The sequence below is a fragment of the Paenibacillus sp. FSL H8-0317 genome, assembly GCF_045040685.1.
Classification (GTDB): domain Bacteria; phylum Bacillota; class Bacilli; order Paenibacillales; family Paenibacillaceae; genus Paenibacillus.
Map to the genome: position 1 here is coordinate 2,338,905 of NZ_CP150294.1, position 22,494 is coordinate 2,361,398.

The window sequence follows — 22,494 nt, forward strand, 5'->3', positions numbered from 1 at the left end:
TGGTTAAAAATCGCTCTAATACGTATTCAACCAAGTGGAGGCACATTTATTTTGAGCCAATCAAATCGAAAACGTCATCAATATCCGCGTGGACCGCTGGCATTGATGAGAGGGGTGTACAAATACACCATTCCGGAAACACGGAAGGCACTGAATGGATGGCGTGCTCAAGCTGAGGCGATTCCGAATGAGGAGTTGCGTACACAGGCACTTGCCAGTCTGAAGGATAAACAGTTTCACTGTGAAGGCGGAACCGTCTACGCATTAGCTGATTTGCCCAATAGGCACATTCTGATTCCGCTGATCGTTTCATATCAAACTATTAGTGATTATTTGGACAATCTGTGCGACCGCAGCACCTCGATGGACCCGGATGATTTTCGTCTTCTCCATCAATCCATGCTTGATGCGGTAGATCCCGAAGCAATTCCCGTCAATTATTATGCCCTCCGTGAGGAGCAGGATGACGGTGGATATCTGCGGAATCTGGTGACCACATGTCAGGAACTGACCCGTCAGTTACCAGGCTATACGTCCGCCAAGCCCCAAATTCAGGATCTGGCAGGCCTATACACGGACCTGCAGGTATATAAGCATATCAAGCCGGAACTGAGAGAAACGGCACTGCTCGAATGGTGGTCGGAGCATCGTCATCGCACACCTCAGTTTCGTTGGAACGAATTCGCTGCTGCAACTGGCTCTACACTGGGCGTTTTCATGCTGTTTCTGGCTGCGAGTGACGATCAGTTGACTGAAGAGCAAGCGGCCTCGATCCATACGGCCTATTTCCCACATGTATGCGCATTGCACATTATGCTCGATTATTTAATTGATCAGGATGAGGACCGCATCGGGGGAGATCTCAACTTCTGCAACTATTATGAGAATGTGGAGACAATGCTGGACCGAATTGCTTTTATTGTGGAGATGGCACGCAGTGATGTACAGAAGATTCCGGGAAGCTCCTTTCACCGGATGATCATCGAAGGACTGATTGCCATTTACCTGTCTGATCCCAAAGTCAGCGAACAACAGGAAGTTCGCGTTGTATCCAAACGTCTGCTGAAAAATAGTCCGATCACAAGAATATTTTTCTTCATTTTCAGTCGCTGGATACGGAAAAATATGTAAGTCAGGTGTGATATTGCGGAGCCTGAAGTGAAACTAGAGGAGGAAGAAACATCATGACAGCAGTAAAGAAAATCGCAGTATTAACGAGCGGTGGTGATTCACAGGGGATGAACGCGGCTGTTCGTGCGGTTGTTCGCAGCGGACTGTTTCACGGTCTCGAAGTATTTGGAGTTCAACGTGGATACCAGGGTCTTTTGAATAATGACATTTTCCCAATGGATTTGCGGAGTGTAGGGGATATCATCCAACGTGGGGGAACGGTTCTTCAATCGGCACGTTGCAAGGAATTCTATACCGCTGAAGGTCAGCAAAAAGGTGCGGACATTCTGCGTGCGCGTGGCATTGACGGTCTGGTTGTTATCGGTGGAGATGGTTCCTACAACGGTGCGAATAAACTGAGCAAGCTGGGCATTAACACCATGGGTCTGCCAGGAACGATTGATAACGACGTTTCATTCACCGACTATACCATCGGATTTGATACAGCTGTAAGCATAGTAGTTGATGCAGTAAACAAATTACGTGATACGATGTCTTCACACGAACGTTCTTCCATCGTTGAAGTTATGGGTCGTCACTGTGGGGATATCGCTCTGCATGCCGGACTTGCTTCGGGTGCTGAAACGATTCTTGTCCCAGAAGTTCCATTTGATATGGACGAAGTAGCAGATCGGATGAAAGCTAACTTTGCACATGGCAAACGTCACAGTATTATCATCGTTGCAGAAGGCGTAGGCAAAGGTGAGGATGTAGCAAAAGAACTGATGGAACGTTGCCCAACGTATGAGCCACGTGTAACCGTTCTAGGTCACATTCAGCGTGGGGGTACGCCAACACCTTTCGACCGTAACCTGGCAAGCCGTCTTGGCGACTTCGCTGTTCGCAGTCTGATCGCAGGCGAGACAGACAAAGGTTGTGGCATTATCAAGGGTGAACTTACCCTGACGGATATTGATAAAGTGGTTAACACAAAAAAAGATTTCGATATGGTGACTTACGAGCTTGCACAACGTTTGTCCCAATAATTCGATTCATACGCAAAGAGCACAATCCCGCTTTAACGTGGATTGTGCTCTTTTTGTTGTTTCACGGAGTGAGTATATCAATGTTACGCCTTGCGGAGTGCGGCTTGTTTTTGTACCCGAAAGAGTCTCCAGAGAAGCGCTGTTGCTCCTACAGCAAGGCCGGCAATAAGGCCGATCCAGTATCCGAAGGCACCGAGTGAAGTATACGTAGCAGTTAGATAACCTACAGGCAACCCAATAATCCAATACGCTACAAACGTAATGATCAATGCCGGATTAACATCTTTATAGCCACGTAGTGCTCCTTGGGTTGGTGTAGCAATTGCATCTGAGATCTGAAAGAAAATGGCGTAGATGAGGAAATGCTGCGTAAGTGCAATGACCTCTCGATCGTTTGAATACACGCCTGCAATCTGTTCGCCGAACACAATCAACACGATCGCTGTCAGCAGTGATAGCCCAATGGCCCCACCTATTCCGAGCAGGCTGTATTGTTTGGCGTCTCTCAGACGCCCGGCACCTGCCTCAAAGCCCACAAGGATCGTAAGAGCCATACATATACTGACAGGCAGCATGTAGAGCGTAGAAGCGAAATTCAGCGCCGCCTGGTGTGCAGCAATTGTTGTGGTATCGAAACGGCTCATCATTAAAGTCACAGCAGCAAAGATGGACGTTTCGAAAAAAGTCGCAAATCCGATGGGCACTCCAATCTTGAGTAACTCTTTCCATTTGGACAATGAGACACGGGTCCATTGACGGAAAATGCCATACTGGGCGAAAGGTTCGACCCGATGGACAAAAAAGAGACTAATAAGAAAGATCAGCCAGTATGTACATGCTGTAGCCACACCGGCACCAACACCGCCCAATTGGGGGAAACCCAAGCGGCCGAATATCAGCAGATAATTCAGTAAGATGTTAACGGGCAGGGAGACCAACGTAATGAACATCGTAGTCCGTGTCTGGCCAAGTGCATCCATGAAGCTACGCAGCACCGTATATCCGAAGAGTGGGATAATGCCAAAAGCAAGTGCGCACAGAAAATAGAAGGCGACTTGGGCAACCCGAGGTTCCAAAGGCATTCCGTTCAGTATAGGGCCAAGTAACAACGCCCCGGCTCCAATAACAACGAGACTGACAGCAATTCCAAGATACAGCGCCTGGATGACGTTATACCCGATCTGATCATTACGTTTGGAACCTAACAGATGGGAAACGACAGGTGTAATACCGATTAGGATCCCGCTTAGTCCAGTTTGAACGGGCATCCATAGACTTGTGCCAATCGCAACTCCTGCAAGGTCGGCCGGAGAAAACTTGCCTGACATATTGGTGTCAAAGAACGACATGGCAGAGAGGGCGATTTGAGTGGTGAAGATGGGCAAAAATATAATCAGGAATTGCTTCACTTTTTGGGAAAAACTTGTTGTATTCATGTTCACTGGCAGTGCCTCGCTATTCTTAAGAGATATCATCCAAGTGTCATGTCTGGACAGCTATACATTGTAGTGGATTTTGTCCGTTTTGGATAGGGACAGAAGCAGAGTAGGGCAGGAAGAGAAAAATGAACACCAAAAAAACCTCGCTCCGCTTCAAGCAGAACGAGGTTGGATGAAATGAGAAGTATGAAAGAGTGCGGATTACTTATATTGTACACCTGATGTATAACGGTTGGACGCATTCCAGAGCAGATATTCATGCACATCCATGTCTTTCATCGCTCTAATCTGGTCTTCCACTTGTTTCTTGCCATACTTGACATAATGCCCACTGCCCAGCCAGCTTGCTGTGAAGTCCTGGATCCACGGACGAATGACGGGTTTGAGTTCTTTGGTAGGGTCCAGTTTCTTGTGTGTATCTTCCATTGAACCCTTGATGGTTGTGTAAGGATCTTTGTCAGGGTCCTTGACCCCATACCAGCCAGTAGAATAGTGACTAGGGTATACCATCGGTGAGATGACGTCCACATTTTCGGATATTTTAACAAAATCCTGTCCAATGCCTTCAGCCGCAGGTACGGAAGCTGCATAACCGAAAATATCAACCGAGACACGCACACCTAACGGTGCCAGCTCTTTGCGTGCATATTGCACGAATTCAGCTACAACATCGACCCGGGACTTGTCAGATTTGGTGTATTTGAGTACATCAGCACGAGTTTCGAAACCTTCCGGGAAACGAACGTAGTCAAATTGAATCTCTTTGAATCCAAGCTTGGCCGCTTCCTTGGCGATTTCGATATTATAGTCCCATACTTCCTTGCTGTATGGATTCACGAAGCTGTCGCCTTTGCCATTCGCCCAAACCGAGCCATCCTTGTTGCGGAAAGAAAGCTCTGGATTCTTCTTCGCAAGAATTGTGTCTTTGAATACAACGACACGTGCAATCGGGTAGACCTCATGTTTTTGCAATCGTTTCATCAAGGCATCGATATCCCGAATAAAAGGTTGCGATTTACCCATTTTCTGAAGCGCTTTGTTTTCTGTGGGATAAGTTATGTATCCGAGATCGTCTTTGATATCAATGACCATGGCATTCAGTTCTGTACTGTCTGTCAGTTCCAGCAATTCTTTCATGCGTGCGCCGCCGGCACTGTATGCCGTTACATAGATACCTTTGACCACGGGGGCATCAGGTTGTGGGTCTGTTTTAGCAGGTGGATTATCGGCATCGATAACAACCTGATCTTTTTGAGATTGGATAATTGCAGTGTTAAAACTGTTGGTTAACGATTGGAATTGAGGATTTCCCTGATCTGCCACTGCCGGAGCAACACCAAAGCCTCCAAAGGCCATAGCCAGTAAAGCCCAAAACATGTTCATTCATTTCCACTCCCTTATGTGTGCATTCCATGTATGAATTATACATTAAAGCCTCTGGGCTTTTAACCATATTAATCAAGTAATGAAACACATGGAAAAAATGAAAACCGCTTCCTGCTGAGGAAATCCCCTGCAAGAAGCGGCGTGATCAATCTGAAAAAATTATTGAATGTAAATCTCATTTTGATGCTCACAAATACTGTACTGAATGATTTCCATTGCGTCTCCCTGTTCCAGGATGCCCAGCCCATCCCGGAGGACAATCAGTGAGTCGAGTTCATTCGGTTTCAAGAAAGGGAGCATTTCCGGGCACCATCTGTTGACGATCTCAAACAGTTTTACCGTTTCCATATCCACAATAATCACCCTTTCCTACTCGAATTCCAAAATGGTAAGTCATTCGGCGCGATTCGGGAAAGCATATGGCCTGTGAAATTGAAGGGTTGAACCTGCTATACAACATATTTAGGAGCCGTACACCGTTATTATACCACAATGTTGTGAATTGTTAACCGTACAGGTGTCTCAACTTCTGCGGAATGAGCCCATAACACCAACCGTTTCCACAATGTTAACAAAAGCGTTTGGATCAGTATCCTTGATAATACGTTTAATTTCAACCAACTCATAGCGGGTGGTTACGGTCATGAGCATGTCCTTTTCAATATCCGTGTATGCTCCCTGAGTCTTAATTTTGGTAACTCCACGAGGCCGAACAAGTAATTTTTTTAACATGGCTTCGGTTTCGTTAGTAATGATGTACAGTGTTACTTTGACGTGACTGATATGGATCAGATCGAGCACTTTGCCTGTAATGTAGATGGATACCATCGAGGCCAAGGCTGTATTCCAATTGTCACTCAGGTATCCTGCAAGCATAATGATCGTACCGTTCATGCCTGCCATCACTGTACCAATCGGAAAGTCTCGTTTTCGCGTGAAAATAGACCCAACAATGTCGAGTCCTCCTGTGGAGCCGCCGACTCGGAAGGAAACGCCTGTGCCCATTCCAATAAGCACACCGCCAAATACAGAACTAAGTAAAGGGTCTGTAGCCACAGCAAAAACAGGCAGAAGCGCAATGAACCAGGAGGTGGCTGCTACCGAAAGAATACTTAATGTAATGAAGCGTCGTCCAAGAATAAACCAACCTGCAATGAGCAGGGGAATGTTAAGAACAAAATACATTATACTAAGATTCAACGTTGTAAAATAACCCAGAAGCATTGAAATACCGGACACCCCGCCGCTTAAAAGCTGATGGGGGACCAAAAACCAGTTAAAGCCGCAGGCAATAGCTGCAGCACCCAAAATGATCACTAAAGAGTGCCAAATTATTTTGGGCAATTTAATCACCTCATTTATATTTAAAACCAGATTGCTGGTAATCTTGAATTGTTTTGTGATATAATAATTTGTGGATATTCTTGAGTAGGAAACTTTTCCTAAATGGAGCAATAAAATTTTGAAATGTTTCAAACACATGTATGTAGTTTTAGTCTTATGTTGGGGACCCATTCATGGAATTATATTCGTTAGTGAAAATAATTCGTCCCGTTGGGATACCCTATAAATATTAACGCTACTTAAGAATACAGACAACAAAGTGGATTGTCCACCATGTCCACCATATAAAAGGAGCATGAATAATTTTGACAAATTTAAACTTTACAGATTTCAATCTTGAACCACTGGTGCTGCAAGCCATCACTGAGCTCGGGTTTGAAGAAGCAACACCGATCCAATCCAAAGCGATTCCTTTGGCACTCGAAGGCAGAGATTTGATTGGTCAAGCTCAAACAGGTACGGGTAAAACAGCTGCATTCGGTATTCCGTTGATCAGCAAAATCTCAAAAAGTGACGAGAAAATCCGCGCCCTTATTATGGCACCTACACGTGAACTTGCAATTCAAGTTGCTGAAGAGATCGAAAAACTTACTCGCTTCAAAGGTCTTCGCTCCCTGCCAATCTACGGCGGACAAGATATCGTGCGTCAAATCCGTGCACTGAAAAGAAAACCACAGATCATCATTGGTACACCTGGACGTCTCCTTGACCACATCAACCGCAAAACAATCAAACTAGATGATGTACAAACTGTTGTACTGGATGAAGCAGATGAAATGCTTGACATGGGTTTCATGGAGGATATCCAATCCATCCTGAAACAAGTTCCAGACGAGCGCCAAACCATGCTGTTCTCAGCAACAATGCCTCCTAACATTCAAAAATTGGCACAACAATTCTTGAACAATCCTGAACACATTTCTGTGATTCCGAAACATGTTAGTGCACCATTGATTGACCAATCCTATATCGAAGTACCTGAGCGTCAAAAATTCGAAGCATTGAGCCGTTTGTTGGATATGGAATCTCCTGAACTGGCGATCGTATTCGGACGTACAAAACGTCGTGTTGACGAATTGGCTGAAGCTTTGCAAAAACGTGGATATTCTGCAGACGGTCTTCATGGTGACTTGTCCCAGAATCAACGTGATGCGGTAATGCGTAAGTTCCGTGACGGCAGCATTGACGTACTCGTTGCAACAGACGTAGCTGCACGTGGTCTCGACGTATCTGGCGTAACCCACGTTGTTAACTTTGACCTTCCGCAAGATCCGGAGAGTTATGTTCACCGTATCGGTCGTACAGGTCGTGCGGGTAAAGAGGGTGCTGCTTGGTCCTTCGTTACACCGCGTGAGATTGATCACTTGCATTTCATCGAGCGTGTAACACGTCACCGTATTCCACGTAAACCACTGCCAACAATGGCAGAAGCGGTTGAAGGTAAACAACGTTTGACAGCAGAGCGCTTGCTGGAAATCGTACAATCAGGCGAACTGAACGAATACAAAGGTATCGCGATTCAAATGCTTGAGCAGTATGATTCTGTTCAACTGTTGTCGGCTGCACTGAAGCTCCTGACAGGTGACAAGAAAGATGCTCAAGTTGATCTGACTCCTGAAGATCCAATCCGTGCAAAACGTCGTAAACCGGATGTTCGCTCTGGCGGACGTAAACCATCAGGTTACAGCGGTAACCGCACAAGTGGTAGCGGCGGCAGTGGTGGTGGTTACAACCGCGATCGCAACAGCAGTGGTGGCGGACGCGGCGGTTACAACCGTGATCGTAACAGCGGCAGCAGCACTGGCGGTGGAAGCAGAGAAGGTGGTTACAACCGTGACCGCAAACCGCGTCCAAGCAGCAACGAAGGACGTCGTCCAGCGAAAGATTCTTCATTCGAGTAATATAAACGTATGATCTGAAAAATGGAGCGGGCAACTGCTCCATTTTTTTATTTTCAAAGTGACTGCATCATTTTATTTTACTATCAGAAGCGGTCAGAAGCGCTAGCTAAGGGTAATGACGATCTGTTTTCGGGAAGTGCTGGCTTTTCCTATATATAATAAGGTATATTAATATTAGACTTCAGGTAATACGCAAGGCTGCAGAGGAGGAGAAATGTTTGGAATTTAAAGGAGCTATGGGTGGGATCTACCGGCTTACAGAGTGGATTACGAGACTGGCCGCAACCAATCTGTTGTGGGCTATTTGTTCGTCTCCGTTCTTGTTTTTCTTGATTATGAAACTGCTCGTGATGCAGCAGAACCTCGCAAATGAATCATTGCAAATGAACTGGGCTATAGCTATTGTGGCACCGCTTACACTGTTCCCGGCGACTTCGGCGCTGTTTACGGTTGTTCGTAAATGGAATATGGGCGATACGGATGTACCGATCTTCCGTACTTTCTTTGTAGGTTACAAGGAAAACTACAAGCAAAGTTTAATTGGGGGCATTTTTTACACACTGCTGTTCGCGATTATGTATCTGGATTATACCGTGTACATGACGCAGTTCCGCAATATGCAGCTCGTAGGAATCATCATGTTAGTACTGCTTCTCTTGTTATTTGTATCACTCTTTAACTTTTTCTCGATGGTTGTACACTATCATATGTCCATCGGACTCATTATCAAAAACGCGGTATTGCTTACGCTGATCAGACCATTCCGTGTATTTTCCACATTGCTGGGAAGTGGATTGCTGTTCTACATCGGTTTCCGTTATCCGGTTTTGTTCGTTTTCTTCATTATCAGCATCATTGCTTGGTTCGCTTTCTTTAACTTCTACGCAACCTTCAACAAGATGCAGGAGCAGATGGAGAAGATGCAACTCAAGAAGGAAGAAGAGGAAGCTGCTGCGCTGGCTGAACAATCAGCAGAGAATGGTGAAACATCTGAGCCATCAGACGACAAAAACATTACATTGCACAAATAAAACATGATGGATCGCCATTTACTTTTTACACAGTTAGGGATATAATAATTGTACATCCTGCGATGTACGTTTCGGTTATTCGTTGTTTTGAACCAATGATGATGTCTTCGGGAGATCAACACAGAATGTTGCTGAAAAGCCCTGTCTATACGACATGGGGACTTCAAAAAGCATTTTTGCGGTCACCCACCTGCCAAGCAGGTTCATAAGACAATGTAGCCGGACGGCATAGGCGGGTTCCTAAATTTTATGTACAGCACCCTGACTTTTCCTCTTCAGAAGGAATTTCAGGGTGTTTTTAAGTTGTGATGAATGTTTTTGATTGGTTTTATGATAAATATGATGCTTGCCCTTTTGTTACTACTTGAACAATGTTACACTAAGATACATAAATGGAACGGTTACAATCAAAGGAGGAAGGGTCTTGACCTTAAAGAGAACGCTCGTCGGTATCATCCGCAGCATGGAGGGGACCAGCGATCGAGCCAAGGATCCCAAATTAAAAACACGGTATTATAACTTATCCAAAGACAGAGCCTGGGAAGAGGTCTCTTCGACACTCAAAAAGATTCCGGGTTATAAAGTGCTGCATGAAGTGCCTTCTGTTGGAGAAGTTATTCTGGAGAAGCGGACTACCTTTGGACGGACGATGGATATTACTGTTTCCATTATCTCAGTAAGTCCTGTTCGCAGTGCGGTGGATATGTATTCAGCTTCACGTGGTTCGCTTGGAGACTTGGGTTCTAACTATCGCACGATCATGAACTTATTCTCTGTACTGGATAAGAAGCTAAGCAAGTATAAAGCAAATGATTGAAATAGATGATAAATAACAAAAAGCGAGAGAAGGTTAACCTTCCTCGCTTTTGTTCTGAACGTATGATTACTTCTACAGCAAAGCTTTTACAGCTGCAATCGCTTGTTCGAAGTTAGGGGAGTCTGTCATTTCAGGCAGATACTCCACATATGTAATCCGGTCTTCGGCATCCAGAACAAAAATGGAGCGCATGTCGAGTTGGAATTCTTTGATCAGAACGCCGTAGTCTTCACCGAAAGAACGTGTTTTGTAGTCTGACAATGTAACTACGCGGTCAACACCAGCTGCTCCACACCAACGGGCCTGAGCGAACGGAAGGTCAACGCTTACTGTCAAGACAACAACATTGTCTCCGAGTTCTCCAGCTTCCACGTTGAAACGACGAGTTTGCGCATCGCATACGCCAGTATCCAGGGAAGGAACAACGCTGATTAATTTGATTTTGCCTGCGAAGTCTTTCAGAGAAGCATCTTCAACCAGGTTCTTGCTCAGTGTAAAATCAGGTGCTTGATCGCCCACTTTCAGTTCGGGTCCGATCAATGTAATAGGGTTGCCTTTAAATGTGGCTGCGCCTGTACGTTCTTGTGTCATAATAATGTTCCTCCTTATAAATTGGTGATCCGTGCCAAAATCCATTATAATCTTTTATGAAAGGCATTGTCCAATTCGGACATGTACCATTACGATGGATCAGAGATGTAAGTCCGATCTGAACAGGGTGGAGTGAAAGAAGAAATTTATGATATTTATTCGCTATGAGAACTGGAAAGGTTATTTGAAGTATTTCCCTTTGACGTCGCTTTTTTTAATTGCCAATGTAGTCATGTTTATTGTGTTAACGGTGAACGGTGGATCAACGAACAATATGGTGCTGCTGAAATTCGGGGCACTTACGAATCATGAACTGTTCGCGCATGAATGGTGGCGTTACATTACATCCATGTTCCTGCATGCGGGCTTCGGTCATTTATTGTTTAACAGCTTTGCGTTAATTGTATTTGCTCCACCGATGGAGCGGTTGCTCGGGTCGGTAAGGTATGGTGTATTGTACCTGGGTGGCGGTGTATTGGGTAATATTCTTGCTGTAGCGTGGTACAACTCGGTTGGGAGTATTACCATCTCGGTAGGTGCTTCAGGAGCGATTTATGCCGTCTATGGTGCATTCCTGTATGTAGCGCTGTTCCAGCGAACGATGATGGACGAGGCTTCGCGCAAAACGATGTACACATTGCTTTTATTCGGGATCATATTCTCCTTTGCCATGTCGGGCATCAACTGGATGGCTCACCTGGGCGGATTGTTGGGTGGATTCTTTATTTACGGACTGTTGATCAGATTGTGGAAACCCCGTAGCTTAAAGCGGTAGTCAGAACGTTCTCAAGATGGAATGCAATCAATGATAAGTAGGGTATAACAGATTGGAGCGATCAGGCGAGTGGAATTAAGACAGTTGCATTACTTTTTGAAAGTGGCACAGAAGGAACATGTAACACAGGCTGCTGAAGAGTTGCATGTGGCACAGTCGGCGGTGAGTCGTCAGATTCATCAGCTGGAAGAAGAACTGGGCGTGGACCTTTTTATGCAAAAGGGGCGAAATCTGCAGTTGACTGCAGTAGGGCAGCTTTTTTGCAAACGAATTGAAGGTATCTTGAAAGATTTGGACAAGGCAGTCGGGGAAGTTCATGAGTTTCTGGACCCGGAGCATGGAGAGATTCGAATTGGATTTCCGCATAGCCTGGGGATACATCTCATTCCTTCCGTGGTGGCAGCTTTCCGTCAGCGTTACCCCAACGTGAAATTCAGATTCAAGCAGGGGATGTTCCCTACACTGATTCGTGATGTGTTATCCGGAGAGGTAGACTTGGCATTTATTTCTCCTTTTCCAGAGAAGCATGATCAAGTGGATGGAGATATAGTACTCACGGAAGAATTACATGCCATCCTTCCTCCTAATCACCCGTTAGCTGGTGAAGAGACAATTGCACTTGAACAACTCAAGGATGATAAATTTGTACTGTTTAGCAAAGGTTATTCTCTTCGTCCTATTGTGTGGCATGCCTGTCTGGAAGCTGGTTTTACACCCAAGATCGCTTTTGAAGGGGAAGAGACCGACACCATCCGCGGATTGGTCGCTGCGGGCATGGGGGTCAGTCTGCTGCCTGAGATGGCGTTATTCCAGACGAATCCGTTGCAACCGGCACATGTGGCTATCTCCCATCCAAAAGTAACGCGAACTATCGGGTTAATTCATCGTGCGCATGATAAACTGCCGCTGGTTGCTCAGTCCTTTCGTTCATTCTTGCTTGATTATTTCGGTTTACAACAAAACAATACCCCATCCGATTAACGGTGGGGTATTGTTTTTTGTTTTTTGTTGTATTAAGTATCCAATTAATCGCGGCTGTTGAAGATTCCGATGTAACGAATCAACTCAAGCAGCGAAATCAACGCTGCAGCAACGTAAGTCAAGGCTGCGGCATTCAGAACTTTTGCAACCCCTTTTTCTTCTTCATTACGGATGTACCCTTCGGATACCATAATCTCTCTAGCACGGTTACTTGCATTGAACTCAACCGGTAAAGTGATGAGTTGGAATGCTACAGTTACGGAGAAGAAGATGATACCGATACCTACAAGGTTCATGGCATTGAAGATGAATCCTGCAATCAACAGGAATGGAGCTAATCCGGATGCAAAGTTCACAATTGGGAAGATCCGGTGACGTAGTGCCAGCATCGGATAACTTTCTTTATGCTGAATGGCGTGGCCAACTTCATGACACGCTACCGAAACAGCTGAGATTGAGTTTTCATAATATACTGGTTCCGATAAACGTACAACCCGATTAATCGGATCATAGTGATCAGAGAGTGTACCACGTACAGGTTCAATTGGAACATCATGCAGGCCGTTAGCATCAAGCATCTGGCGAGCGGCATCGTAACCAGTCATTCCGTTCTGGTTCGGTACCTCCGACCAACGTCTAAACGTACCTTTAACGCGAAATTGCGCCCATAAAGAGAGCAAAAAGGCGATAATGATCAATACGAACATACCGTTATTAAAACTCATATTCATTCCTCCGCTTTCTAAGAATAAGCTACATCATGGTGTTCTCAAGCAAGATTTTTAGTGCCTCCATTGTACCGGCACTTTTGGTGAGGAGTCCTGCCATCATTTTACGTGCTTGTACAGGTTTCATCTCTCCAAGTAGCGGTTTGAGTTCGTTAACCTCTCGCTCAAGTTGTTGTACATGAAGCTCCAACGTTGTCAATTTGCTGGCAACTTGTTCTTCTGTACTAACCAGACGCCACTTCTCAAGAGATTGCTTAATCTCGTCGAGACTATACTTCTCTTGTTTCATCTGTACAATACGTTCAAGCCTCGTTAAAGTTTCATTACTATAGAGACGATAATTTTTTTGTGTACGTTCTTCGGGAGAGATTAGTCCAAGCTTTGTGTAATAATCAATCGTCCGTTCACTAACACCAGCGGTCTTGGCAAGTTCGCCAATCCGAAAAAGTTTCATATCCCCAATGATATTCACCTCGCTTGCAAGTTCAAATGTAGGGAATTGTAGTTTCCACTTGTGAATTTCTAGACTACGCCCAATTTTTCTTACTAATAAGTATGATACATGATCTTTAACCGTACAGTCAAACGTTATGCTTTGGCAATCAGCATACTGCATTTCTATATCTATGTACTCATAGAATGTGATTATGTACTTAAGTGCAAGAAAAAGACGTATGACTTTATTCCCAGAAATAATTTTCAGTTTTGATGAAAATACTCTTGTCAACTTTCCTCTCTTCTGCTTATAATGACATTAAGAGTTTCACGTTATGTGAAGAAACTTAACATAAGAGGGAGTGGGGTATATGAGAAAGAAATGGTTGGTTTCCGTGTTAGTAATGCTTACTTTGTTCGCTTTTCCGGTCAGCGCATTTGCGGCTGCGGAGGGCCCGACTAACATTGAACTTCAAAGTGGTTTGAACTCAGCCTTTACGTTTTTGGCTGTTGTACTCGTGTTCTTGATGCAAGGGGGATTTGCTTTACTCGAAGCGGGTTCAACACGAATGAAGAATGCAGGACACATTGCGGGTAAGACCATCCTGACATTGGGAATTTCAGTAATTGCCTTCTGGGCTTTGGGCTTCGGTCTTGGTTTCGGTAATGGTAACAGCTTCTTTGGAACAACAGGATTCTTCCTGAGTGGTGACAAGATGGCTGCTTCCTTCGAATCACTGGCTTTCTCCGATGTTCCACTGACTATTAAATTCGTATTCCACCTCGCTTTTGCGGCGGTATCTCTGGCCATTGCCTGCGGTGGTATGGCTGAACGTGCAAAGATGAGCGTATATATTGTATTCGGTACTCTTTATACCATTATCATGTATCCGGTTGTTGCTCACTGGGTATGGGGCGGCGGCTGGTTGGCTGAGCTGGGTATGCAAGACTTTGCAGGATCGACGGTTGTTCACTTGACTGGTGCAACTGCAGCATTGGTAGCTACCATCTTGTTGAAACCACGTATTGGTAAATATAACAAAGACGGCAAACCCAACATCATTCCAGGTCACAACCAAGTGTATTCCGTACTCGGGGTTATTATCCTCTGGATCGGTTGGTTCGGATTCAACCCAGGTAGTACATTGTCTGCCATGGGGGATGGATTCTTCGGTTATGTTGCATTAACTACTAACGTAGCTGCAGCAGCTGGTGGTGTTGCTGCGCTGTTGATCTCATGGGCAGTACTTGGTAAGTCCGATATTCCTAGCATGTTAAACGGTGTGCTTGCGGCACTCGTTGCGATTACAGGAGCATGTGCATTCGTTGAACCTTGGGCAGCTCTGGTTATCGGTGCTTTGGCGGGTATCATCACATTCTTCACAGCACAGTACTTCGATCGTAAAGGAATTGACGATCCAATCTACGCTTTCTCCGTGCATGGTATTGCTGGTATGTGGGGTGCGATCTCCACGGGCTTGTTCGCTACTCCTGAACTTGCCGAGAATGCGGGTGTAGGTCAAGCGGGTCTGTTCTATGGCGGTGGATTCCACCAATTGGGCGTACAGCTTCTCGGTCTGGCAGGTGCTTTTGCCTTCGTACTGGTAATGTCCTTCATTATTCTGGGCGGAATGAAAGCGATCATGGGCATCCGTGTTACTGAAGAAGAAGAAACAATGGGTCTGGATATCAGTGAGCACGGTACTTACGGATACCCTGAACAAATGAAAAATGCAGATTCTAAATCCAATGGTGGTACGTTCAGCTCCTGAAGTGAATGATGCTGAATCATGCTTCAAGGAGGCTGGACATGATGGAACCCATCTCGTATACAAACTATTCCTGGTCTTATCAGGGAATCGATGGTGCGGTGTCTTCCCAAGAGCTGCGCCAGGCACGTGTGATATTACAGAACGAGCTCCAGGAATTGTTGTCCGCTTCCTTGTCGCCGATCGAGTGGTACCAAACGGTAAATGAACTGCATGACCGGATTGCACGGAAAGCAGTAGAGTTATGCATTCAGGGGATGGTTGAGGAAGGCTTCGGCCAACCTCCCGTCCCCTATGCCTTTATCGTATTTGGCAGTTCCGGCAGGGAAGAAGCAACGTTATGGAGTGATCAGGATAATGGCATGATCATTAGCGATACTCCGCATGAAGGTAAAGAGGAATATTTTGCTCAGCTCGGACAGCGTATGACGGATATGTTGGAAGAACTTGGTTACGCCAAGTGCGAAGGCAAAGTCATGTGCTCTGAGCCCCTCTGGAGAAAAACGCTGGCGTCATGGAAGCAACAATTAGCAGATTGGAGCTCGGATCTGAATTGGGAGCCTGTTCGTAATCTGATTATTGCTTCAGACATGCGTTTTGTTGCAGGTGAGCAAAGTCTGGCGGAGGAATGGATCACGATTTTTTATGAACAGTTCAGATTGGTTCCTGAACTTTCGGATGCAGTTCTTCGCAATACGGTTAAACATAAAGCTACATTAAATGTACTTGGACGTGTGGTCACAGAACGATTTGGTGAACATGCAGGCGGATTTGATGTCAAGTATGGTTTGTACATTCCGCTGGTGAACAGTGCCCGTTATTTGGCTTTGCAACATGGGATCAAGGAGTCATCTACGTTAAAAAGAATGGAGAGACTGACTTCGCTTGAAGCTGTTCCGTTTACATTACTGGATGCCTGTCAGCGGGCATTCACAGCCGCTCTGAAATTTCGCAGAAGTACACCGGTTGTCATCCAAGGGGAATTGCAACATAGCAGTGGGTTCCTAGATGAGAAACAGATGAAACAAAAACAGATTCATTATGAGCTCAGGGATACGCTCGGATTGGTACGACGAGTGCATCGTGCTTTGCAAAGACAGTTGCGTTTTGCAGAAAGGAGACGTCCATGAGAGAGCCGGCAAGGGGCAATACAGGATTCTGGAATTCGCTGCGTCAGGGAGGGGTTCCTTCCGCCATCGCTTCCATTATGGGAGCCCCTACGGCGCAACACATGGCGTTTATCCGTTCGATGATGAGAGAACAACGCAGACCTGAGGTTTTGCATACACCTCTAAATGAGCTGGACGCAGTTGTATTTGATCTGGAAACGACGGGATTTTCACCCCAGCATGGGGATGAGATACTCTCATTTGGTGCGGTCCGTATACATGGTGGTGTAGTTCTGGAAGGAGAACAGTTCTATACGGTGGTGCAGTCCAAGACTGCGGTTCCGGAACATATTACTGAACTTACAGGTATTACACAGGAGATGACGCTGGACGCACCAACTTTGCTGGAAGGGCTGCATGATTTCATGTCTTTTGTAGGTGGAAATGTTCTGATTGCACACGCAAGTGCGCATGACCGAGCTTTTCTGAATGCTGCTCTGTGGCGGACTTCAAAAGTAAGGCTGACACATCGTTTAATTGATACGATGATGTTGGCCCGCTGGCTTGAACCAAGCAGGCCGGGGTATGGTCTGGATGAATTGCTGGAATCCAGAGGGATTCCGATCTATGGGCGTCACCATGCACTGGAAGATTCGAAAATGACTGCGCAGTTATGGTCCTGCTACTTGGAGGACATGACTCGTAAAAATGTGGAAACCTTGGGTGATCTGTATACCCAGCTAAGTCACGCATAACGGTACGGGAAGCAGATTGTATGAAGGTACAACGCGTTGTGCCGGATCCTGCGATTCCTTCGAGGATTCAATCTTATAACCGTTGAGCTGCATATGAGATCGCAACCCGCTTGTTAGGTCAGGTGAGCCGATGAGGTACATTTGAAGCAAACCGGCGAAGGCCGGAAGAGCTTGCATGTCCTCTAAGGAAGGAACAGGCCTTGTCTGCGGATGAGAATGGAAGATACCAATGAGCTTAGGCTCGGAGAATATGCACCGAATCCATTCGGCATCGTCCAGAGTAAAATGGTGCAGCGGGTCAGGTGCTACGTTACGAATGGGCTGAAACCGACTGATTCGTATACCGCCCGCTGCGGTTTCACCCAGCATAACCCCGCAGGCTTCTTGTGGCAGCGAAAGGAACATGTGCTTTGACATCTCTTGTTCTACGGAAGAAGGGATGTAGAAGACGTTTTGCTGCCCGTGAAGTGCTGCCATTTGTATTCACCCCTCTCTCTTTGGCTCCTGCTTAGGCAGGAGTCCTTTTTCATTTTATTTTCTGTAATGCGGATTGTAAAATTTTAAAGGAAAAGGGTACAATAATAAAGAGAACATTGGGGAATCATGTTCTGGTGAACTGTCATAGAGCGTGATAAACACTTAGCATGTGCAGAAATTACGGTTTCAGTTTCAATATGCTAATTATATAAAAGGGTGGCGGGTTATGAAACGAAACATATACATACTCCTTGGTGTTGTGTTGCTGGTTGGTATTGCACTGGCGCAGAATAAGGGTGACGGCATTGCAGCCGTCTTTAAGCAGGAAGAACCCATGCCTACAGAGACGGGACCACGTGCGGGTCTTCTGGCGCCTGCTTTTTCTCTGACAGCAATGGATGGGAAGACGTACAGTGTGGGCGGTGCCAAAGATAAGGCCACGTTTGTAAGTTTCTGGGCATCCTGGTGTGAGCCGTGTAAGCAGGAAGCTCCAGAGCTGAATAGAATGGCTGCAAAATACAAGGATAAGCTTAACCTCTACGGTGTTAATGTAACATCATACGATAAACTCAAGGATGCCAAAGCTTTTGTGGATGAGTACCAACTGGCATTCCCTATTCCTTTGGATGAGAAGGGGACTGTGTATGCTCAATACAATGGGGTGGCTTTTCCCACGAATGTTCTGATTGACTCCAGAGGAGTTATACAGGAGATTGTTCTGGGCATATTGCCCGAAAAAGAGTTGGAGCGTAAGATTAAAAAGTTAATTGCGAATTAATTTTCTGCAAAGAAAGAAGCCTTTGCATCCATGAATCATGGGTACAGAGGCTTCCTTTTTATTTTCCGGGAAATAAGCGTTAAAAGGTTGTTCAAAAAAAGCTTTTTTGGACATGCATTTTAGTGGTTGCTTATCCCATGAGCAGGAATAGGGAGTGTGCCCGGCTCATCCAGCAATTTTTCTTGAAGCAAAGCATAGCGGAAACTGTGTACGAGTGCTTCCCAACTTGCTTCAATTACGTTCTCGGATACACCTACAGTGTTCCATGTGTTCTCCGTATTTTTGGATTCGATCAATACACGAACTTTGGCGGCTGTGGCATCTTTCTCATCCAGTACACGTACTTTGTAGTCCGAGAGGTGCATATTGGCAAGTGAAGGGAAGTATTGCACCAGTGCTTTCCGAAGCGCGTTATCGAGTGCGTTAACTGGACCATTGCCCTCAGCAGCGGTATAAGCGCTTGTTCCAGCGATATTCACTTTGACAAAAGCTTCAGAAACAACGGATTTGCCTGCCGTTTTCTCCACAAGCATTTTGAATGATTCAAAAGTGAACAATTCTTTCATGTCACCGTTCGCTTCACGAATTAACAATTCAAGCGAAGCATCTGCACCTTCGAACTGGTAACCCTGATGTTCCAGGTCTTTGATTTTCTCAATAATCTGACGTGAATTGGCACTGCTTGGATCGAACTCAAGCCCCAGTTCCTGTGCTTTGGATACAATGTTACTTTGTCCGGCAAGTTCAGAGACCAGCACACGTTGTTTGTTACCAACCAGTTCAGGCACGATGTGTTCATAGGTACGTGAATCCCGCAGGACGGCAGAGACGTGAATTCCACCTTTGTGAGCAAAAGCAGCATTGCCAACATAAGGCTGATTAATCGGCATATTCACATTGGCAATCTCGCTAACATAACGAGCCACGTTTGTAAGTTGTCTCATGGAATCCTCAGTAACACATTCATAACCAAGTTTCAGTTGCAGGTTCGGGATAATGGATGCGAGATTGGCGTTACCGCAACGCTCTCCATAACCGTTCATCGTTCCTTGCACCTGACGGGCTCCGGCTTGTACAGCGCTTAGTGTGTTGGCCACAGCCAGTTCACAATCATTATGTGTATGGATGCCGAGATGTGCATGAGGCAGGCTTCTATGCAGTGTGGATACGATCTCGTGTACCTCGTTTGGCATCGTCCCGCCGTTGGTATCACACATAACGAGCCAGTCCGCTCCAGCTTCGTGAGCTTTGGTCAAGACTGCTTGAGCATACTCCGGGTTATGTTTGAATCCGTCAAAGAAGTGTTCTGCGTCAAAGATCACTTCCATACCATTCTGTTTCAGATATGCGATGGAATCATAGATCATGGACAAATTTTCTTCCAATGTAGTCTGCAAAGCGGTATGCACATGGAAGTCCCATGATTTACCGACCAAGGTTGCAGCCTGAGCACCAGATTCGATCATGCGCTTCAGGTTGGCGTCTTCACTAGCAACACTGCCTTTTCGGCGGGTACTGCCAAAAGCAACAACCTTTGCGTTCAGGTTTAATTCCTTGACTCTTTTGAAAAACTCAATGTCCTTGGTATTGCTGCCGGGAATTCCGCCTTCAATATAATGGACACCCAGGTCATCAAGCTTCTTGGCAATTTTGAGTTTGTCGTCTGCCGATAAGCTGACACCCTCCCCTTGTGTGCCGTCACGTAAAGTCGTATCGAAGATGGAAATGGCCTTTGACATGAAGATCCTCCTTTGAGATAAAGCGCTCTTTTAAAAGTTTGGATTGTAAGTTGGGAAAAGCTGTTAAGTACGTTAGTGGACGAATCCTTCGATTCGGCAACGCTACACTGTGTTAAACTCGATGCGCTGATTTGTCCTAATGTCGTCAATTTGTATAATTAATTATTATAGCACCATTATAGCCAAATGCTACATAGAAATCGCAGTTTCATGTAACAATTAACGGATTTTAGAGAAAAAAGAAGGATGGTAATCATAATCAAGATGTATGTTATAATCTATTATTAAGTTTTAATTTCAATATATGGAAGAAAAGGAGGGACAATTTTGAGTTTTGTATGGGAAAATACAGTTATTGCCCTGATCACTTTGATTCTTTTTGTAAGTGTAGGCTGGTTGATTATTCGGTCTCTGATCAGATCTCGCAGAAAATAAATGTTCGTGACTGAATTAACATAACGGGTTTGATATACTATAGAAGAAAGAAATTCGTTTCATTAATTAGTGTGCAAGAAAGGGCGGGGGTTCATGATGTCTTCAGACGGCAATCCTCCAGCAAATGTGGATCAATATTACCCTGCAGCCGGACGGGTGATTCTGCATGTCGATATGAATGCTTTCTACTGCTCTGTACATGAAGCCGAGGAACCAGATTTATATAGAGGAAAAGCAACGGCCGTTGCGGGCAGCAGTGAACTGCGAAAGGGTGTAATTGTAACCTGCTCATATGCCGCTCGTAATCGAGGCATCTCAACAGGTATGGTTGTCCACCAAGCCATGAAAAAGTGCCCTGATCTCATTGTGATTCGTCCTGATTTCCATTTGTATCGTCAATATTCAAGAGCGTTCATGCAGATTGCGTATAGTTATACGCCTCAACTTGAGGCTACATCCATTGATGAATGTTATCTTGATATTACAGGTTCAAGGCAATTCGGGAATCCAATGGAGATTGCGGAGAGCATTCAGCGTAGAATCAAGGATGAATTGGGACTGCCATGTTCCATTGGCATTGCACCCAACAAATTATTGGCAAAAATGGCTTCGGATCTGAAAAAACCGAATGGTATCTCCATTTTACGCATGAGGGACGTACCCCGGATTCTTTGGCACAGACCATGCAACGAGATGTTTGGCATTGGCAAAAAAACGGCTGAAAAGTTGAAAAAACTGGGCATTGAAACGATTGGTCAATTGGCAAAGTCGGATGAGAACATGTTGACCGAACTATTTGGAGTTAATGGAACATGGCTCAAAAATTCCGCCAATGGCATTAACCACTCCGCAGTTCACGCGGAACGTGAGGCCAATAAATCCATTGGACATACAACCACTTTACCGGCGGATGTATCGGATATGAATGAGATTCATCGGGTATTCCTCAATATAAGTGACCAGGTAGCCAGAAGATTGCGCAAGCACGAAATGTTCAGCCAGGGGATTCAGATTACAATCCGCACACCGGATATGAAGACAATCACCCGATCACGTCTAATGGAAGTTCCTACGGAGGATGCAACGGTCATTTACCGTGAGGCCTGTAAACTATTTGAGAAGCATTGGGGTAGTGGCAAGCCTGTACGCATGCTGGGTGTGACACTTCAGAACCTGATTCCAAGAGAAGAATCCGCTGTGCAGATGGACTTGTTCGAATATGAGCAGAAGCCCAAAAAGGACAATCTCATTCGGATTATGGATCAGTTACGTGATAAATTTGGTGAGAATGCTGTTGTGACCGCAGGCATGCTTGGAGACGATCCTTCCGTGTTGCTTCGCAATCATAAAGTGCGTGGTGCTTCCCTGCAAAAAGATAACTTGCAAAGTCTTGATTAAATAAGGGATAATAGAGACTTGTGGTTGCAAAATGATTTGTAATTATCCTTACTTTGTATTAATATGTTTCTAGATAAAGACACTGTACGTTTCGAATTTTAGGAGGAGAGAATGTAAATGAGTAAATATACTTGGGTTGAAAAAGACACATGCATCGCATGTGGCGCTTGTGGAGCAACGGCTCCAGACATCTACGATTATGATGATGAAGGTTTGGCAGAAGTTATCTTTGACGGCGATGCTAACCATGGTGTTAAAGCTATTCCAGACGACTTGTTTGATGATATGCAGGATGCATGCGATGGCTGCCCTACAGATTCAATCAAAGTAGCGGACGAGCCTTTCAATAAAGAAGGCTAAGTATTTCTCCTATGAACACAAAGCACCTTCTTTTGTCTTAACGACAAGGGAAGGTGCTTTTTTTTGCATTCATTTAACTGTGATTATCTG

Annotated in this window: 22 protein-coding genes and 1 other RNA gene; 14 read left to right on the forward strand and 9 right to left on the reverse strand. The window is 45.2% G+C overall.

Translation table 11 applies throughout. The annotated features are described in order from the left end of the window. The first annotated feature begins 51 nt into the window (after positions 1 to 51). Together MHB43_RS11065 and pfkA are read left to right on the forward strand one after the other, a co-directional pair. Entirely contained in the window at positions 52 to 1,131 is a 1,080-nt protein-coding gene (locus MHB43_RS11065; RefSeq protein ID WP_017689390.1) for a tetraprenyl-beta-curcumene synthase family protein, read from the forward strand. Between the two features lie 53 nt (positions 1,132 to 1,184). Then, positions 1,185 to 2,156, forward strand: coding sequence for a 6-phosphofructokinase (gene pfkA, locus MHB43_RS11070; protein WP_036609663.1), 972 nt, complete (start codon positions 1,185 to 1,187; stop codon positions 2,154 to 2,156). Between the two features lie 83 nt (positions 2,157 to 2,239). Here pfkA and MHB43_RS11075 read toward each other — a convergent pair whose 3' ends face one another. The 4 genes from MHB43_RS11075 to MHB43_RS11090 all read right to left on the reverse strand — a co-directional run bounded on the left by MHB43_RS11075 (position 2,240) and on the right by MHB43_RS11090 (position 6,325). Next, positions 2,240 to 3,592, reverse strand: a complete 1,353-nt coding sequence (locus MHB43_RS11075; RefSeq protein WP_405131968.1) for an MATE family efflux transporter — start codon at positions 3,590 to 3,592, stop codon at positions 2,240 to 2,242. Positions 3,593 to 3,796: 204 nt separating this feature from the next. Further along, positions 3,797 to 4,978 (reverse strand): putative glycoside hydrolase, encoded by a 1,182-nt coding sequence (locus MHB43_RS11080; RefSeq protein WP_405131969.1) that lies wholly within the window; start codon positions 4,976 to 4,978, stop codon positions 3,797 to 3,799. A gap of 162 nt (positions 4,979 to 5,140) precedes the next feature. After that, a complete protein-coding gene (locus MHB43_RS11085; protein WP_029880762.1) occupies positions 5,141 to 5,329 on the reverse strand; it encodes a hypothetical protein in 189 nt (62 codons plus the stop codon). 174 nt (positions 5,330 to 5,503) lie between these two features. After that, positions 5,504 to 6,325 (reverse strand): YitT family protein, encoded by an 822-nt coding sequence (locus tag MHB43_RS11090; protein WP_036609659.1) that lies wholly within the window; start codon positions 6,323 to 6,325, stop codon positions 5,504 to 5,506. A gap of 305 nt (positions 6,326 to 6,630) precedes the next feature. On the opposite strand from MHB43_RS11090, the gene MHB43_RS11095 reads away from it, so the two are divergent. From MHB43_RS11095 to MHB43_RS11110, 4 genes are all read left to right on the forward strand, one after another. Next, entirely contained in the window at positions 6,631 to 8,226 is a 1,596-nt protein-coding gene (locus MHB43_RS11095) for a DEAD/DEAH box helicase (protein WP_076209022.1), read from the forward strand. Positions 8,227 to 8,444: 218 nt separating this feature from the next. Further along, positions 8,445 to 9,257, forward strand: a complete 813-nt coding sequence (locus tag MHB43_RS11100) for a YesL family protein (RefSeq protein ID WP_221823361.1) — start codon at positions 8,445 to 8,447, stop codon at positions 9,255 to 9,257. A 51-nt stretch (positions 9,258 to 9,308) separates the two neighbouring features. Further along, positions 9,309 to 9,500, forward strand: a non-coding RNA gene (ssrS, locus tag MHB43_RS11105) — 6S RNA. 181 nt (positions 9,501 to 9,681) lie between these two features. Then, positions 9,682 to 10,074: a DUF1499 domain-containing protein gene (locus MHB43_RS11110; RefSeq protein ID WP_017689382.1), complete on the forward strand. Its 393-nt coding sequence runs from the start codon at positions 9,682 to 9,684 to the stop codon at positions 10,072 to 10,074. Positions 10,075 to 10,146: 72 nt separating this feature from the next. On the opposite strand, the gene tpx is transcribed toward MHB43_RS11110, so the two are convergent. Then, entirely contained in the window at positions 10,147 to 10,665 is a 519-nt protein-coding gene (tpx, locus tag MHB43_RS11115; protein ID WP_036609653.1) for a thiol peroxidase, read from the reverse strand. Positions 10,666 to 10,813: 148 nt separating this feature from the next. Between tpx and MHB43_RS11120 the strand changes: the two genes are divergently transcribed. Beyond that, positions 10,814 to 11,440 (forward strand): rhomboid family intramembrane serine protease, encoded by a 627-nt coding sequence (locus MHB43_RS11120; RefSeq protein ID WP_036670140.1) that lies wholly within the window; start codon positions 10,814 to 10,816, stop codon positions 11,438 to 11,440. 69 nt (positions 11,441 to 11,509) lie between these two features. Then, positions 11,510 to 12,421: a LysR family transcriptional regulator gene (locus tag MHB43_RS11125; protein ID WP_036609648.1), complete on the forward strand. Its 912-nt coding sequence runs from the start codon at positions 11,510 to 11,512 to the stop codon at positions 12,419 to 12,421. A 44-nt stretch (positions 12,422 to 12,465) separates the two neighbouring features. Here the strand turns inward: MHB43_RS11125 and MHB43_RS11130 are convergent, their stop codons facing one another. Next, complete coding sequence (locus tag MHB43_RS11130; RefSeq protein ID WP_036609646.1) at positions 12,466 to 13,146, reverse strand: zinc metallopeptidase; 681 nt, start codon at positions 13,144 to 13,146, stop codon at positions 12,466 to 12,468. Between the two features lie 28 nt (positions 13,147 to 13,174). Next, positions 13,175 to 13,603, reverse strand: a complete 429-nt coding sequence (locus MHB43_RS11135; protein WP_076209500.1) for a MerR family transcriptional regulator — start codon at positions 13,601 to 13,603, stop codon at positions 13,175 to 13,177. Between the two features lie 352 nt (positions 13,604 to 13,955). Between MHB43_RS11135 and MHB43_RS11140 the strand changes: the two genes are divergently transcribed. From MHB43_RS11140 to MHB43_RS11150, 3 genes are read left to right on the forward strand one after another with little or no spacing between them, the layout of a single operon-like run. Beyond that, positions 13,956 to 15,356, forward strand: a complete 1,401-nt coding sequence (locus tag MHB43_RS11140) for an ammonium transporter (RefSeq protein WP_221823363.1) — start codon at positions 13,956 to 13,958, stop codon at positions 15,354 to 15,356. A 41-nt stretch (positions 15,357 to 15,397) separates the two neighbouring features. Continuing rightward, the gene (locus MHB43_RS11145) at positions 15,398 to 16,483 is read left to right on the forward strand and encodes a DUF294 nucleotidyltransferase-like domain-containing protein (RefSeq protein ID WP_405132414.1); all 1,086 of its coding nucleotides are present in this window, start codon (positions 15,398 to 15,400) and stop codon (positions 16,481 to 16,483) included. Continuing rightward, the gene (locus tag MHB43_RS11150; protein ID WP_339183841.1) at positions 16,480 to 17,217 is read left to right on the forward strand and encodes an exonuclease domain-containing protein; all 738 of its coding nucleotides are present in this window, start codon (positions 16,480 to 16,482) and stop codon (positions 17,215 to 17,217) included. The genes MHB43_RS11145 and MHB43_RS11150 overlap by 4 nt, the downstream gene beginning before the upstream one ends. Here MHB43_RS11150 and MHB43_RS11155 read toward each other — a convergent pair. Continuing rightward, positions 17,203 to 17,694, reverse strand: a complete 492-nt coding sequence (locus MHB43_RS11155; protein WP_339183843.1) for a Mov34/MPN/PAD-1 family protein — start codon at positions 17,692 to 17,694, stop codon at positions 17,203 to 17,205. The genes MHB43_RS11150 and MHB43_RS11155 overlap by 15 nt on opposite strands. A 226-nt stretch (positions 17,695 to 17,920) precedes the next feature. Here MHB43_RS11155 and MHB43_RS11160 point away from each other — a divergent pair, with 226 nt between their 5' ends. Then, a complete protein-coding gene (locus MHB43_RS11160; RefSeq protein ID WP_339183846.1) occupies positions 17,921 to 18,472 on the forward strand; it encodes a TlpA disulfide reductase family protein in 552 nt (183 codons plus the stop codon). Between the two features lie 119 nt (positions 18,473 to 18,591). Here MHB43_RS11160 and cimA read toward each other — a convergent pair whose 3' ends face one another. Beyond that, a complete protein-coding gene (gene cimA, locus MHB43_RS11165; protein ID WP_405131970.1) occupies positions 18,592 to 20,211 on the reverse strand; it encodes a citramalate synthase in 1,620 nt (539 codons plus the stop codon). Between the two features lie 531 nt (positions 20,212 to 20,742). On the opposite strand from cimA, the gene MHB43_RS11170 reads away from it, so the two are divergent. Together MHB43_RS11170 and MHB43_RS11175 are read left to right on the forward strand one after the other, a co-directional pair. Beyond that, on the forward strand, positions 20,743 to 22,044 hold the full coding sequence (locus MHB43_RS11170; RefSeq protein WP_405132415.1) for a DNA polymerase IV: 1,302 nt from the start codon (positions 20,743 to 20,745) through the stop codon (positions 22,042 to 22,044). Positions 22,045 to 22,161: 117 nt separating this feature from the next. Then, positions 22,162 to 22,404, forward strand: a complete 243-nt coding sequence (locus MHB43_RS11175; protein WP_017689369.1) for a ferredoxin — start codon at positions 22,162 to 22,164, stop codon at positions 22,402 to 22,404. The last annotated feature ends 90 nt before the right edge of the window (positions 22,405 to 22,494 follow it).

Excerpts from the sequence above, each read along its gene's own strand:
- MHB43_RS11135 (WP_076209500.1), bottom strand. The coding sequence starts at position 13,603 with ATGAAACTTTTTCGGATTGGCGAACTTGCCAAGACCGCTGGTGTTAGT.
- MHB43_RS11145 (WP_405132414.1), top strand. The coding sequence starts at position 15,398 with ATGGAACCCATCTCGTATACAAACTATTCCTGGTCTTATCAGGGAATC.
- MHB43_RS11120 (WP_036670140.1), top strand. The coding sequence starts at position 10,814 with ATGATATTTATTCGCTATGAGAACTGGAAAGGTTATTTGAAGTATTTC.
- MHB43_RS11175 (WP_017689369.1), top strand. The coding sequence starts at position 22,162 with ATGAGTAAATATACTTGGGTTGAAAAAGACACATGCATCGCATGTGGC.
- cimA (WP_405131970.1), bottom strand. The coding sequence starts at position 20,211 with ATGTCAAAGGCCATTTCCATCTTCGATACGACTTTACGTGACGGCACA.
- MHB43_RS11160 (WP_339183846.1), top strand. The coding sequence starts at position 17,921 with ATGAAACGAAACATATACATACTCCTTGGTGTTGTGTTGCTGGTTGGT.
- MHB43_RS11155 (WP_339183843.1), bottom strand. The coding sequence starts at position 17,694 with ATGGCAGCACTTCACGGGCAGCAAAACGTCTTCTACATCCCTTCTTCC.
- MHB43_RS11150 (WP_339183841.1), top strand. The coding sequence starts at position 16,480 with ATGAGAGAGCCGGCAAGGGGCAATACAGGATTCTGGAATTCGCTGCGT.
- MHB43_RS11170 (WP_405132415.1), top strand. The coding sequence starts at position 20,743 with ATGTCTTCAGACGGCAATCCTCCAGCAAATGTGGATCAATATTACCCT.
- MHB43_RS11140 (WP_221823363.1), top strand. The coding sequence starts at position 13,956 with ATGAGAAAGAAATGGTTGGTTTCCGTGTTAGTAATGCTTACTTTGTTC.
- tpx (WP_036609653.1), bottom strand. The coding sequence starts at position 10,665 with ATGACACAAGAACGTACAGGCGCAGCCACATTTAAAGGCAACCCTATT.
- MHB43_RS11080 (WP_405131969.1), bottom strand. The coding sequence starts at position 4,978 with ATGAACATGTTTTGGGCTTTACTGGCTATGGCCTTTGGAGGCTTTGGT.
- MHB43_RS11075 (WP_405131968.1), bottom strand. The coding sequence starts at position 3,592 with ATGAATACAACAAGTTTTTCCCAAAAAGTGAAGCAATTCCTGATTATA.
- pfkA (WP_036609663.1), top strand. The coding sequence starts at position 1,185 with ATGACAGCAGTAAAGAAAATCGCAGTATTAACGAGCGGTGGTGATTCA.
- MHB43_RS11130 (WP_036609646.1), bottom strand. The coding sequence starts at position 13,146 with ATGAGTTTTAATAACGGTATGTTCGTATTGATCATTATCGCCTTTTTG.
- MHB43_RS11085 (WP_029880762.1), bottom strand. The coding sequence starts at position 5,329 with ATGGAAACGGTAAAACTGTTTGAGATCGTCAACAGATGGTGCCCGGAA.